Raw genomic sequence first — 14,723 nt, 5'->3', positions numbered from 1 at the left:
ATTATCGCTCAATAAGTGCCTTGATGTCTGCAGGTGTGTCATCTTGTGATGCTATTGAGACAATAATAAACACTGCCATCGTTATTAACAGTGAGATTGCTTCAGCGGGAACCGCTTCTGGAAATGGATATGTTGTCATCACAATATTTTCATTAACCCAGCTTACAGCGCTATGATCGACAATTCCGGCTGTTTCTGGGATTACGTTATAGATGATATTATAGCTCATACCAACAACAAGAGCAGCAATCGCTCCCTCCCTTGTTGCCCCAGTCCAATTGAGCCCTAATACGACCACCGGGACAAATGAAGCTGCAAAGAAGCCCCAGCTGATTGCGCCAAGGATTCCAACAAGTGCATCGGAGAACATGACAACCAGTGTTGCAAGGACCGTCAACACTGCCAGCGAAACCTGTGTCAGTCTCAACTCAGTTTTGTTCCGTTTGATTGGCCGACCTAATGCTCGCGGAATATCGCGAGTTATTGCTGCGGCTCCGATATTAAGGAACGAATCACTTGTTGACATGATTGCTGCCAATAAAGCTGCCAAAATTAACCCTGCAACTACACTTCCAGTATGTTCAAGCACAAAGACCGGCCCTACCTCAGAAGCGGCAAAAGTTTCATCAATTTGTCCCGCTTCAACCATTGCACGCATGGCAAGTCCAGCAGAAAATGCAATTAAGCTTGAAATAGCATATGTCAGGGCAGCAATCGGAGCACCCCACTTGAGTACGTTCATATCTCGACTCATGTAGAACTTCGTAATCAGGTGGGGTTGGCCAGCAGCCCCAATTGCAAACAGCGTCCACCAAGCAAGTCCGACTAGAATTGCTGTTTCAGTCCCACCTAATGTTCCGAATGGTGAAGCGAGTGCTGGATCGGCTTCGGCCAGGTTCCGCATAATATTTTCCATGCCTCCACCAAACGAAATTGCATAGACAAATACAAAGACAGCTCCGACAGCCATCGTGATTGCCTGCATAAAGTCCGTCCATACCCCGGCAATCATTCCACCAAAGGCACTATACAGTAGCAAAATAACTGCGCCTGCGATCAAACCCCAAATAACTGGGATTCCAAAAATTGCCCGCATGACAAATTGAATTGCTGCTAAGTTCACTGCAAGATATGCAATAACCCCGAGAACGACAGCAAGGCCGGTCAATCCTCTAACAAGGTTACTGTTATATCGAACAAATGTTGCGTCGCCTAACGTCAGAACATGTCGGATCTCGGCTAAGATACGCATTCGTTTAGCCAATACGATCCATGTAATGAGAAATCCGAGTGGAGCACTGAAAAAGATCCAGAGTGCTGTCGATCCGAATAGATACACAAGCTCTGGGCCGCCAATAAATCCGAATCCAGATTGAATGACGGAAAATGCAGTAAGTGCCAACACCCACGTCCCAATTGATTTTCCGGTGATGAGAAAGTCTGCGGTCGTATCCGTGCGAATCCAGCCCCAGACACCGATCAGCAAAACCAAGATGAGATAGATTGTACCAAGAGCTAAAATGACTGGATCATCAGCTACGGGTATCCCTTCCTGCTGAAGTGGTATAAACCGCACATTAGTCATCGTCATCACCCCCCGGAATAGATTGTCCTTTTGCTACTGTCTCTTGCTCCGGTTGATCAACGGCCAGAGGGAAATTCTGCTCCCGCTGATGCTCTCGTGCAGCTTCGATAATATCATCAACCATCTCTTCGCTAGCTACCTTATCGAATACAAATGCATAGTATAGTGCAGAGAATGTGGGAATCAACCAAATAAAGGCAAAATAGATTAACGTTGGTACTGGAATCCCAAGCACATAATTATACTCCGTAACGGATGGATCCCACGTTAGCCAAATCCCACCTAATCCAGCAGCAAATGATAGCCCTAAAATCACAATTAACCCTGTATACGGTTCAAATAGGCTTCCACGAGAATTGCCAGCTACTGGAATACCGATAACGAGTAATATCAACAGGGCACTCACAAATGAAAACACTCTAAACCAGCCCAAACTTGCTGTTATGATTGCACATATTGCGGCAATCGCTGTCAAGCCCATGACCCCACGCTTCATGTTATTCTCCTCCCCCCTGCGAAAGACAATCTACAGCCCGACTCACCTTGGGAATGATTTTATTTAATATTCTTTGCCCGCCGGAAATGTCTAGCGTAAGATTGCTGTTCAAACGAAGTAGCATAGAACATAATTTAGTAACTTTACTCTAAAACAGTGGACGTTGATATGTTAACCCTCGTCTATGACCTGTTTAATCTCTTGTTAGAGGCCTCCCACAGGCATAAGTAAATAGAGTGTATGATTATCAGTACCATGGAATCGCTAAAGCTGGACATGATCCAGTACGACTGTCCATATATTCGGACGACGCGCCAACACGATATCGCATTTCATGCTCGCCATTGGGACTTCAATCATGCTAGTAATGTACTCGATACACGAATGGTGGCAATTGGCGCAGACCGGCAGGAACTACATCAGGGGCTTAAGAGTTTGAATAATGATGAAATGTTCCATGAATTTGAACTGCTCGCACAACAACAAAACACTGCTGTCATTCGATCACGGATTGATGAAACGAATGCAATGAGCGTCATCCGCGGCCACAACGGATATGTGACAGGCCCATTTGTCATTCGTGGAGGAAGTGAGGTCTGGAACATTGGATTTGACAGGGGGACTGATTCTGATGATGCTCTTTCCGAGCTTGAGAGAAATAATGAATATCAGGTTAAGGATGACACATCAATTCATGTTGATGACTTCCTAGATGTCCTGCAGAATATTGAATCAATAAGTGGCTTACTGAGGGAACTACAGAACCTTACGGACAAAGAACGAGATACTCTTGAAACAGCAATTGAAGACGGATATTTTTCCTCTCCCCGAGATACCTCGCTTGAGGATCTTGCTGAAGAATTTGAGATCTCTAAAGCGGGCGCCTCAAAGAACCTTCGCCGAGGGCAACGGAAAGTGCTCTCACAGGTGGTCACGATTCTGAATGATTTAGAAGAGCAAATTGAGATGCAGCAGGATGACTCTTATCCAGAGCCTGCAAATGTGGAATCTGACACTTTACTGACTCCTTCTAATAACTGAGTTGTATGCAGTCATTCTCCTAGTCGTCACATTCACTCAACTATGGAGTAATTTACATAGGATTTCAGCACATGGCTTAGTTTATATATTAACACTTGATGTTAGGTGATCTTAGTCGGTAGTTTCTATTGATGAAAAGCTCGGATGTGCGCGTTCCAAAAATTGAGATGGATGACATTGAGACGGTGAACGACAATTCATTTACTGAAGAAAACTGCGCAATCGTTACTGGTGCAGCGTCCGGTATTGGAAGAGCAACGGCAATTGCACTAGCAGCAAACGGATTGACAGTAGTCGGGACGGATGTTGATACGAACGGCCTTCGTGAAATGAAACAAAAAGCCACTGAGCTAGATCTCGATGGTTCTGTCGAAACTGTACAAGCTGATCTCACTGTCGATGATGAGCTGAGAGAAATCGTTAAAACAGCTAATTCGAGCGGACAGATCAAGTACTTGGCTAACATTGCAGGTCTACAGCACATTGATCCAATAGATGAGTTTCCTCCCGAAAAGTTTGATCTCATGTACCAAGTGATGGTTAGAGCTCCATTCTACCTATCCCAGTTAGTAATTCCACACATTGCAGAAAGCGACACTGGCAAGGGATGTATTGGGAACATGTCCTCTGTGCACGGTCACTATGTAACATCTGATAAGGTTGGATATAACACCTCAAAGTTTGCAATCCGAGGATTAACGCAGTCGATTGCTGCAGAAGGAAATGGTGATATTCGGTCGTTTTCTATCAGTACTGGATATGTTTCAACACCATTAGTTGTAGATCAAATACCAGACACGGCAAAAAGCCGGGACATAACCGAACAAGAGGTAGTTGAAGACGTAATGCTTGGACAGTCACGAAACACGGATATGATGGATCCAATTGATGTTGGAAATCTATTTGTCATTGGATTTTCTGATCTTGCGTCGCATCTTAATGGCGGAGATCTTCTCTTCGACGGCGGAATGACATCAACGTACCAACTGTAGTAGTCACCCCTGTCATCTATTCATGTTCACTTATTACCGATTGTGTATCACCACGGTTAGTATATCTAAGAAATCTGCAATTCGGATCAGACAGTCTCCACACGGCTAAATAGGGCAGCCCCAATATTAACCATGATAATGGATGAAATCAGCAGTGCAACTGCATTTACACTGACCGAGTGTGCGCTTGCTCCAACAAGCACTGCACGGAGGCCATCTACACCGTATGTCAATGGATTAAGATATGCCAGTGGTTCGATGATACTCGGTAGACCAGATAGTGGGAATAACGCTCCAGACAGGAAGAATATCGGGAAAATAACAAAGTTGATGACAAGGCCGAATCCTTCGCTATCGCGAAACTGCGAGGCCAATGTAAGACCAAATCCAACAAAGGTGATCGCAATGAGCAACATAAACCCAACCGCTGCTATCACACCAAGCAAGCTCTGGGGAACGAATCCAAGCGGCACCGAAAGTACGAGAATCAACACTGCCTGAATGATTGCTGTTGTTGATCCCCCGGCGATCCGTCCGAGAACAATTGATGTTCGGCTCACTGGAGCGACAAGGATCTCTTTCAGAAATCCAGTGTCGCGATCAGAGAGGATCGTCAGCCCAGCAAAGGAGGCTCCAAACAACATTGTGAATCCAATCATTCCCGGGACGAGAAACTCAAGATAATTCACGTCCTCTGGAAGACCAGGAATTGCGGCTCCACTGAATCCAGTCCCTAAGAACAAGAGAAATAGAAGTGGCAATCCAATTGCCCCGACAATGCGAGATGGTGTACGAGTGAATCGCTTAACATCACGGACCCAGAGTGCATAGATGGCAAGTGGATTAATGCGAGACATTACTGATGCCCTCCTTGTTCTGCAACAACTTGGTCTGAGACGACATTATTATCTTCAGCTGACATGGAGCTATCAGTAAGTGATAAGAATGCAGCCTCAAGACTGCGTTCTTGTCGTGTAATCGCGCTGATTGTAACATCCTCTGCATCTGCAAGATGAACAATATCAGCAATTCGCTCCTCACTCTCTTCAAGAACAATCTGTACTGTCGAATCATCCATTGTCACTTCACTGATCCACGGTTGTGTACGGAGTCGATCGATAAGGTGTCCGGTCTCACCATCGACACGGAGTTGAACGACATCGCCCCCGACGGTCTTCTTCAGCGCATCTGGGGTATCATCAGCCACAACGTTTCCGTCATCGACAATTGCGACCTGATCACAGAGAAACTCTGCCTCTTCAATATAGTGCGTTGTTATGATAATTGAGATTCCTTCCTCTTCGTTAAGTCGTTGGATATATTCCCAGAGGTCCCGTCGGGTTCCCGGATCGAGGCCGACCGTAGGCTCATCTAAAAACAACACTTTCGGCTCATGCAGAAGCCCTCGACCGATTTCAAGACGACGAGCCATACCACCAGAATATGTCGAGACACGGTTATCCCGCTCATTTTCTAGCCCAACAATCTCAAGAATATCATCAACACGCTGCTTTCGATGTGGATTTTTCATTCCGTACAGACGGGCATGAAAAGCCAGATTCTCAGCACCAGTTAGTTCCTCATCCAGTGCTGGTTCCTGAAATACAATGCCAATATTGTCTCGAACCGCACTTCGGTCAGTGACGATGTCATGGCCTGCAACGGTTGCCGTACCAGAGCTTGGCTTCAGCAGTGTCACCAGCAAATTGATCAGCGTTGACTTTCCAGCACCGTTTGGACCAAGCAACCCAAATATCTCACCATCACCAACACTAAAAGAGATGTCCTCAACAGCAACAACATCATCAAACTCTCTCCGCAGTCCCTCAACTTGTATAACTGCCATTCGTTGACTGAATAGTCATTCAGAACGTATATATCTCATGAGATAAATAATAAACCCGCTACTGTTGCCTCGTTTAGTCTCGGGAAAACACTAAAATTTTGAAGTGTATTACCCTGCATCTCTGAACACACAGCTATCGATTTTCTGTATTGTTGGCAAGTGACCAAATATCGATTTCACCGCCAGTGCTTGGATCCCGTTGTGCAGCGGTTTTGAGAATAGATCGAGCTGTTTCTTCGGCTGAGGCTATACTTTGTGAATTGTTAACTGCTCCAAGCTGTCCAAGCGCGAGCTGTGCGCCACTTCCAAGCGCTATCTGTTGCTCTGGCAAAATGGACTCATCGTCGTCGATTTGTCGGAGTTGTGCAATTTTGTTTTCGTCGTAACCTCCAACAACAGCTTCGATGCCTGTGTTTTCTGCACACGCTACAGCAATTTGGCTAGCAGCATCAATTGCAAGTTCTCCGCTGGCCTCAAGCTCGTACTTTTTGAGCTCGGACTCGAACCTGCGTTCAAACGAATTGACTGCTCCACTTTGGCCAACGACGCCAGCGCCGATCTGGTCATACTCAATCACTCGATTAGCAGATGTGCTGGTAATTGTTCCAGCCTGTGTCACGTGGCTATCACCAGCAATGACCACCCCATGATCAGTCTGAATCGCTACAACCGTACTCATATACATATGTTAGTGTGCAAAGGTATAACACTCGTCTGTGATCTGAACAGTATCATTTAAGAGTCCTCGGTAATCCAAGATGATTTTTAATTAGTCTAATGAAGTTAAGTCGGACAATTTGCGGTTGTATTCGTTGGTTGGCGCTGTGGGAAATTATAGCACCCTCTCGATAATTATTGAGTTCTCTACCGCTTTTGCGGGTAAATTTCACTATTGCGTTAGTATTGTTGATACAAAATAGAGAGGATCAGAGGATGTATTCAGCGCGAGACCATTGTTCGTCCAATTGAGACTGTAGTAAAGATAATCGGATTACTGAGAACTGTTAATTGATTTGTCCTTAGCTGAACGCAGGCAGTGGTTCCCCTTTCTTAATGATCCGTCAACGACGGCGAGTAGGCAGGGACACTTCATTCTGTCGCTGTCACTCCTAGCCGTCTAACTGATAGCTCAAGGAGTGTTTTGGCACCATCAATCACTTGCTCTGTCTCGACAAATTCCCATGGTTCGTGAGACCACGCTCCTGCCGGTCCATACTCCACGAGTGTCGGTGCTCGTGTCCCGTGATACAAAAAGGTCGCATCAGTTACGCCCGGAGCGATTTCAGTTTCTGGTGAGTAGCCGAGTGTATGGTTAGTGCTCTCCCGTGCGACATCGACCAGAGGGTGAGATTGTGCTTTTTCATTGGTTTCTGCAATTGCAATTGGTGGAAAAAAGTCCTCAGTTGCGGCTGTTGCAGTAAACTCAACATCATCTGACATCCGGTTGGCAGCTATTTCTACTTTGTTTGCCATCTGCGTTAAGATGTCTGCGCGTTCTTCTGGAAACCCTTTCCAGCGTGGTACTCTTACATCAAGCGTTGCTTCGCACCAACTTGGAACTGTATTAAGATCAGATCGATCTATTGTATCTCCTTGTACTGAGTGAATCCCCTCACTGGCAATCGTTGTTCCTGGAGCAACTGTCGGGGTGCCAAGGATCGGATCATCGTAAAATAGTGTACTAAACTCTTGTTTGAATGAATTAGATTCCAACTCTGCCAGTGCTTTGCCCATTGCGACAACCGGATTATGTCCAAGGTGCGGAGTTGCGGCGTGAGTGGATTCCCCTTCCGCTCGTAGCGTAATCCATGCTAACCCTCGATGAGCAATTACCGGAACAAATCCATACGAACCCTCAAGTACAACACCAACTGTGTCAGCAAACGGCGTTGTGTCAAGCCAGCCATCCATTGTATCCCATCCAACCATCGCTTTGATTCCAAGTTGACCAATCTCCTCATCGACAAGGTGGCCATGAACCACATTCCCATTCAGTTGCAGGCCATGGCTGGATAGTCCCGCTTCAATGCCGCATAGCATCCCAAACAAGCATGCGATGGAGGCTTTGTTGTCATATACACCACGTCCAATTAGCACAGGCTTGGTGTCCTGATCGCGCATCTTCCAGACACGGTCCATCTGGTCTCGAATTGAACCGTGCTTGGTTACAGATCCTGTCTGCAACCTGATTTCGTTGTCATCAACGTATTCTGCAATTCCTTCAGTTGGCTCAAATGGCGTATTATTCGGCCATGCGTCGACCCGCCCTTCAGCGACAATATCTGTATGTGTCGTCAAAATAACCGTATCATCAGACGAACCTTCAATCGTGGCATAAATATTCTCTCGGGGGTGCTCAGCGTAATCAACATTCTGCGGAATTTGCTGTCTTTCAAGCGCTGTGTATGTTGTTTCTGCTTGGAGTCGATTCCAGAGATGCCCAACGACAGACGTTGGATCGTCTGCCGTTCCTTCAGAGCCAGAGAGACTCTGCCTATTAACTAGTTCAGTCAGTAGCTCGAGGATCCCATCGCGGTGTTGGTCAATCCAGTTATTTCCTGCTTCGATGAATCGTTGTTCCGCTGGCGTCAAGCTTGTCTTATTCATTGTCTTGTAATGGTGCGTATGGACTCCCGTTATCCCACAGTCCAGTTTTCATGTTGATCTCCTCAAGAAACTCCATGACGGTGTCTGTTGCACTATTTGGCACAACGATAATAAGTCCTCCATCCCGGTGATCTTCCTCTCGTACAACACCATCACAAATCAACGAAAGCGGTTGTAAGTGATATCCATTCCAGCCAAATGTCTTATATGAGTCACGAATCACAAGATACTGCTGTTCATATCCTTCTCGAGAGATGATCCCAGCAATTGAGGTAAAGTGACCAATATCCCAGTCCATCGTCCTGAAATAGTCAATATTGTCCCACTGTGTGAATAGGCTGGTGAAATTGTATTTATGTCCCAGTAACGATGCTGGAGCAAATGTGTGTGACATATTATAGTTCGCCATCAACTGTCCTGGAATCTTATCAGCAAGAAACGCTCGCACAATGGTCTCGAATCGATCACGAGTTAATTGCACTTCCCCGTCGATGATACTTGGCACTGGAATAGCTGACACCAATCCATCCGAAGCTCTTTCACAGGCTTTAACGACTCCTTTTACACTTGTTCCGCCTGTTTCAACCGTCTGTAACCGTCGTTCAAGATACTCGCTTGGATACCATTGCTTTGCTCGCGATGCTGGAATCTTCCCGTCTTCAATCTGGTCACGAATTGCGTTCTGTCGACGCTGGTTTCGTTCCTCTAAGCCGGTACCCGCTAACGCTGCAACATCATCAACCGTCAACTGATTGTTATCATAATGGGTGATTCCATATGCCCGAAGCAAATACGTGAGCGTATATGCTCCACATACCATGTCCCGTTGATCCCGGAGAGATCGATATTCCTCATGGATAGACGGGAATCCTGGTCCGATTGTCACAGACAATTCTCCAGCCGGAAATTGTGGTGGTATGCTTTCAGTCATTAGAATGATCGTCGCAAGTTTGTCAGCTCCCATTCGGTCGTTTCGCCCGTAAACTCGTTCCACTGTGCCTGTTTCACATCAACATAGGATTCAAAGAGATCTTCCCCGAACACTTCAGCAAAGAACGTGCTTGATTCAAGTTCATTCACGGCTTCACCAAGCGTTTTAGGCAATCGTGTGATATCTCGGTTTTCTCGCTCCGATTCTGAGAGCTCCATTGGATCTGTTTTAACCGGCTTTCCGGGATCTAACTCACGATCAATGCCATCCATGCCAGCTGCGACGACGCCAAGTAATGCTAAGTATGGATTCGCAGTGTTGTCACCAGCTTTGAATTCAATTCTGGTCGTGTCTTCCGGGTCGGAATGTTCAGCAAATGGAACCCGAACAAGTGCCTCTCGGTTGTCAAAGCCCCAGCATGTGTGTGAGGAAGCCCACATGTGCGGTCGAAGTCGACGGTATGAGCTTACTGACGGGGCAGTGAGCGCAACAAGTGCAGGAGCATGTTCTAGGATGCCGCCAATAAAATGCCGCGCTGTTCTAGAAATCTGATATGGTTCGTCTTCCTGTGGATCATGGAACAGGTTTTCCCCGTCATCCCAAAGTGAGAGATGAATATGACAACCGCTTCCAGCTGCACCTTCGAATGGAATCGGGAGAAATGTTGTATCTAACTCGTTATTTATTGCGACACCTTTGACAGTATTCTTCAGTCGAATAAGGTTGTCAGCAGCTGTAATTCCCTCATCATGACTAACAACTACTTCTTGTTGTCCAGGGCCATATTCTGGATAATAAGTTACGAAATCCATTCCCTGTGCTTCAAGCGCATCGACAATTTCGTACACGACATTGCTGGCATGCTGCATCCCTGCCGGATCAAAGCAAACAGAGTCATCAATTGGATCTGGATCGTCGCCCTGCTCAAGCAAATAAAATTCGCTCTCGAACGCCGCATTAACGTTAACGTCTAGCTCTGCGAGAAATGTCTGTGCAGTCGACCGGGGATCTGCACTCCATGGTTCCTGTTCATGGTTCTCGATATTACACATCACTGATCCCGTCCGAGGCTCGTATGGAAGTGACTTGAATGTGGACATATCCGGCATCAGCCGGACTGCCCCGTCCGGGCCATAGTAACTTGTTGGGGATAAATCATCAAGTGACATAAACGACTGCATCGCATTCGCTAGGTTCATTCCATTTTCTGCAACACTTTTGATCCGGTCTGCAGGGACAATGTATCCACGAACTACCCCATCGTTGCCAACATAAAACATCCGAACAAAATCAACATCACCGGGGATATCTGGCTGTGACATATGTTCATACATCGGATTCACGTACATAATTCTTCTATTCTGTGAGCGAAATTAACCAACACGTCACTCTCTTTCCCTCTCCATGTGATTGATAATTGTCGAGCAAGCCTTGTCTTCTTAATACTCCAGAAAACGATAAATAAAAGATGATATTAGACAGTACTCTGAGGAATCATACCGTGTCACACAGAATAACTTATGTGGATCTCACGGAAAATATAAATCAAAGCACGGCGACTTGATCATGTCCATTGGCCTGATTGATGTGTTTACTGTGCTGGTGTTTTTGTTGGCAGTAGCAATTGTTATTGCAAATATCTCGTATGAATGGAATATCTTAGGCGTGATTGGAATTCAGATCGCAGTAATCATCTGGCTTGTGTCGACAACGGTCGTAGATACACAGGTGGCTGATATTGGAATGCCCGGATCCTTAATTGGATCTTATTTTTTGATTACACTCATTGTATTTGCTTTGGTCATCGGGACAGCAGTCTATCTACTACGACAGTTATCAACGACGTTCGATACCACTGAGGAAGCAGCGATACGGAGTGATCTAGCAGACGATGAGTGACCCAACTGTTATTGACTCGTTTCGACCGCTGGCTGCTGTCACTATCTCTCTTGTCGGAATGATCCTCGTCATGGTGTTTTCTGAGCGACGACGACTTCGCATTGGTTGTATTCTGCTTGCGGCAATTGGCCAATTTTTAATTGTCGCGAGTATGATTCCGGGAGCTGCCTCCGGTGTAGAATATGAGACAGCACTGGGTGTCCTTGTTGCTGATATTGACTTTGTACTCCGTGCCGATCCGCTTGGAATGATTTATGCACTGGTTGCCAGTGGACTCTATGTCGTGACGGTTATCTATGCTGTTGGATATCTTGAAGCAACACACTCTACACGACGTCCACGGTTTCTTGCTGCACTTGCACTGAGTCTGGCAGCTGCTGTCGGCGTTGCATTCGCTGGTAACTTGCTCATTCTTGTGCTCTTTTATGAGTTCATGACGATTGGAACGTATCCACTTGTCGCACATGACCAGACACAGAAGGCCCGTCGCGTGGGATACAAATATGTTGCATATGTTTTGATTGGGGGAACAGCAGCTGTCCTTGGAACTGTGTTCGTCTTTTATCTGGCTGGAACGGTTGAATTTGTGGCTGGCGGTATTCCAGAACTGGCGGCGGTAACCCAGTCATCTCTTCTTGCTAGTGTTGCATTTGCATCCTTAATTTTCGGATTTGGTGTTAAAGCAGCAATTATGCCACTTCACTCATGGCTTCCAAGTGCGATGGTCGCCCCAACACCGGTTTCTGGGCTGTTACATGCTGTTGCAGTGGTAAAATCTGGTGTATTTGGCATTGGTAGAGTTATTCTTGATGTATTTGGTCCGGCAGCCGCGGTAGCAACCGGATTGCTTACTCCTCTTGCGGTCATCGCTGGCATCACGATTCTCTTAGCTGGACTCCTCGCATTACGACAGAACAATCTTAAGCGTCGACTCGCGTACTCGACAATCGCACAGTTGTCTTACATTGTGCTTGGATTTGCAATATTAACTCCACTCTCTGTGCTGGGCGGACTTTTACATATCATTGCGCATGCAGCAGCTAAGCTGACGCTATTTTTCTGTGCTGGGGCATTGTACGCCGAGCGAGGACTTGAGGACATTGATAATATGGCAGGTGTAGCCCGGGAGATGCCGATTGTAATGACAGGATTTGCAATCGGTAGTTTCAGTCTCGCTGGAATCCCCCTATTCGCTGGCTTTGTCAGCAAATGGAATCTAATGCTTGGAAGCGGAACTGAAAGTATCCCTGCTCTCGTTGTATTCTTTTTAGCTGGTGTTCTTTCGGTCGCATATCTCTGGCCGGTTGTTTACACAGCATTCTTTGAAACTCCAGAACACCACGACACAAAGCCACTTCTTGATGGACCATTTGGAGGGATCTCACTCGCATCAAATAACAAATCTGACGCAGTTCAATGGACTGGTGAACAAACAAGAGCAACTTTACTGTGGCCGACAGCCATCACTGCAGCAGTGGTCATTGCGTTTGGTCTTCTTGCGGATACAACATCAATATATGAGATCGCTGTGTTGGCGATTGAGCAATCTGTGGAGGGACAAATATGATTGAGCTGATCCACCCGGCCTTCGTTATTGTTGCGCTTGGATTTTTTGCGTGGCGGTTACCTCGACGGCTTAGCTATGTTGTTGGCTTGGCCGGACTCACTGGAGTGTTTCTGTATATTGCGGTTGTTCCATCTGGTATGTATGAACTCGTTTCGTTTGTCGGGTTTGAGCTTGTCGTCGAAATTAACGATGTCACACGACTGATGGGCGTAACATTCGCTGGATTTGGCGTCGCAGCGGTTGGATATGCAATGTCAACTGATGTTGGGAGAACACACTTACTCGTTGCACTGTGTTATGTCAGTGGCAGTCTATTTACGGTTCTGTCTGGCGACTGGGTTTCTCTAGCGATTGGCTGGGAAATGATGGCAATCGCCAGCACCGTTCTTATCTGGCTATCTAAAGGAGATGCTGTACGATCTGGGTTTCGATACGCTGTCGTGCATGCAGTCGGTGGATCGCTACTTTTGATTGGACTGGCTGCCCACGGAGCTACTGTTGGAATCACGCCAGAAACATTCCATTTTACTGGTGACGGAATTACAGAAGGTTTTGCCACTATTCTCGTCGCAGTCGGGATTTTGATTAATGCCGCGATAATTGGATTTCATATTTGGCTACCGGATGCATATTCGCGCCCACACGTTGCTACCTCAGTTTTTCTATCCGCATATACAACAAAAGCAGCAGTGTATGCAACCTATCGTGCGTTTCCGGACGGTAATGTGCTAATTGCATATATTGGCGGTATCATGGCTGTATTTGGAGCTACTTATGCTGTGGCACAGAAAGACATGCGCCGTCTCCTCGCTTACCATATACAAGCACAAATTGGGTACATGCTTGCTGGCGTTGGTATTGGAACTAGTCTTGGTATTGCCGGTGGGTTTGCACATCTATTGAACAATGTATTGTTCAAAGGATTGCTGTTCATGGTTGCTGGTGCGATTGTGCTTCAAACAGGTAAAGAGAAACTGGATAAATTCGGTGCGCTTGGCGCCCAATCGATCATACTGCTGGCTACATTCGTCATAGCTGCGTTATCAATTACCGCTGTTCCTGGCTTCAACGGATACGTGAGCAAAAAACTAGTGTTAGATGCGGCGTCAAGTGCTGATCTTACCGGTGTATGGCTCCTTCTTACAATCGGAGCTGTTGGTACATTTCTCTCCTTTATCAAATTTGGATATTATGCATTTCTGTCCGGCGAACCACAGCAAACCGAATCGATCCCATCCATACGGTCCAGTGTCATGATTGTCATCGCTGGAATTTGTGTTCTTTTTGGAATTTGGTATGAGCTACTATTTTCAATCTTGCCACATGCCGAATCGATCGATGTAGCTATTTACACGTTCGACGGAATTGCTGAAACAGCCATACTCGCTGGTGTTGGATTATTCCTCTTTGTTGCTGGAAAGTCAATCATTCAGAATTTCAGCGGCGGTATTGACATAAATCGAGTGCGTGATCCGGCGACATTTTACGGTATGCAATGGATTACAGGAACGGTTAAGACCGCGTTTCAGAATATAGATGCCACTGTCTCTGAGCTTTCATGGAGATGTGTTTTGTTGGTTCGGAATCCAACACAGACAATCGAACGGGCGTTGCCAGAACCGTTAGCAACGAAGTATCATAGCCGCAAATATGAGGTGCCAGGAACGACCGGACTCCGGATTGGGTTAGGCATGAGCATTGCTGTTGTGTTGGCAGTACTCATCACAGGGCTGGTGTTTGGAATATTGATCACATAACA

General features: G+C 46.3%; 13 protein-coding genes. 5 read left to right on the top strand and 8 right to left on the bottom strand.

Annotated elements, in window-relative coordinates; genetic code table 11:
• Position 1 precedes the first annotated feature (1 nt).
• Positions 2–1,585, bottom strand: a complete 1,584-nt coding sequence (locus K0C01_RS11865; protein WP_255568303.1) for a sodium/proline symporter — start codon at positions 1,583–1,585, stop codon at positions 2–4.
• Complete coding sequence (locus K0C01_RS11860) at positions 1,578–2,081, bottom strand: hypothetical protein (RefSeq protein WP_221169903.1); 504 nt, start codon at positions 2,079–2,081, stop codon at positions 1,578–1,580. The genes K0C01_RS11865 and K0C01_RS11860 overlap by 8 nt, the downstream gene beginning before the upstream one ends.
• 255 nt (positions 2,082–2,336) lie before the next feature.
• Between K0C01_RS11860 and K0C01_RS11855 the strand changes: the two genes are divergently transcribed.
• Positions 2,337–3,122 (top strand): helix-turn-helix domain-containing protein, encoded by a 786-nt coding sequence (locus K0C01_RS11855; protein WP_255568302.1) that lies wholly within the window; start codon positions 2,337–2,339, stop codon positions 3,120–3,122.
• Positions 3,123–3,253: 131 nt separating this feature from the next.
• A complete protein-coding gene (locus K0C01_RS11850; protein ID WP_221169902.1) occupies positions 3,254–4,114 on the top strand; it encodes an SDR family NAD(P)-dependent oxidoreductase in 861 nt (286 codons plus the stop codon).
• Between the two features lie 86 nt (positions 4,115–4,200).
• On the opposite strand, the gene K0C01_RS11845 is transcribed toward K0C01_RS11850, so the two are convergent.
• The 6 genes from K0C01_RS11845 to K0C01_RS11820 form a co-directional block, all read right to left on the bottom strand.
• Positions 4,201–4,971 (bottom strand): ABC transporter permease, encoded by a 771-nt coding sequence (locus K0C01_RS11845; RefSeq protein WP_221169901.1) that lies wholly within the window; start codon positions 4,969–4,971, stop codon positions 4,201–4,203.
• Complete coding sequence (locus K0C01_RS11840; protein ID WP_221169900.1) at positions 4,971–5,960, bottom strand: ABC transporter ATP-binding protein; 990 nt, start codon at positions 5,958–5,960, stop codon at positions 4,971–4,973. The genes K0C01_RS11845 and K0C01_RS11840 overlap by 1 nt, the downstream gene beginning before the upstream one ends.
• A gap of 133 nt (positions 5,961–6,093) precedes the next feature.
• Positions 6,094–6,639: an Ntn hydrolase family protein gene (locus K0C01_RS11835; RefSeq protein ID WP_221169899.1), complete on the bottom strand. Its 546-nt coding sequence runs from the start codon at positions 6,637–6,639 to the stop codon at positions 6,094–6,096.
• 410 nt (positions 6,640–7,049) lie between these two features.
• Positions 7,050–8,567, bottom strand: coding sequence for a M20 family metallopeptidase (locus K0C01_RS11830; RefSeq protein ID WP_221169898.1), 1,518 nt, complete (start codon positions 8,565–8,567; stop codon positions 7,050–7,052).
• Positions 8,560–9,498, bottom strand: a complete 939-nt coding sequence (locus K0C01_RS11825; RefSeq protein WP_221169897.1) for a DUF6885 family protein — start codon at positions 9,496–9,498, stop codon at positions 8,560–8,562. Before K0C01_RS11825 ends, K0C01_RS11830 begins: the two co-directional genes overlap by 8 nt.
• Positions 9,498–10,820, bottom strand: a complete 1,323-nt coding sequence (locus K0C01_RS11820) for a glutamine synthetase family protein (protein ID WP_221169896.1) — start codon at positions 10,818–10,820, stop codon at positions 9,498–9,500. The genes K0C01_RS11825 and K0C01_RS11820 overlap by 1 nt, the downstream gene beginning before the upstream one ends.
• A 244-nt stretch (positions 10,821–11,064) precedes the next feature.
• On the opposite strand from K0C01_RS11820, the gene K0C01_RS11815 reads away from it, so the two are divergent.
• From K0C01_RS11815 to K0C01_RS11805, 3 genes are read left to right on the top strand one after another with little or no spacing between them, the layout of a single operon-like run.
• Complete coding sequence (locus K0C01_RS11815) at positions 11,065–11,397, top strand: hypothetical protein (protein WP_221169895.1); 333 nt, start codon at positions 11,065–11,067, stop codon at positions 11,395–11,397.
• Complete coding sequence (locus tag K0C01_RS11810) at positions 11,390–12,964, top strand: proton-conducting transporter transmembrane domain-containing protein (RefSeq protein WP_221169894.1); 1,575 nt, start codon at positions 11,390–11,392, stop codon at positions 12,962–12,964. Before K0C01_RS11815 ends, K0C01_RS11810 begins: the two co-directional genes overlap by 8 nt.
• Positions 12,961–14,721 carry a proton-conducting transporter transmembrane domain-containing protein gene (locus tag K0C01_RS11805; protein WP_221169893.1) on the top strand — a complete coding sequence of 587 codons (1,761 nt, stop codon included), beginning with the start codon at positions 12,961–12,963 and terminating at the stop codon, positions 14,719–14,721. The genes K0C01_RS11810 and K0C01_RS11805 overlap by 4 nt, the downstream gene beginning before the upstream one ends.
• The last annotated feature ends 2 nt before the right edge of the window (positions 14,722–14,723 follow it).

It is taken from the genome of Salinarchaeum sp. IM2453 (genome assembly GCF_019693215.1).
In the GTDB taxonomy this organism is placed as follows: domain Archaea; phylum Halobacteriota; class Halobacteria; order Halobacteriales; family Salinarchaeaceae; genus IM2453.
This window is presented reverse-complemented; position numbering and strand designations above follow the sequence as displayed.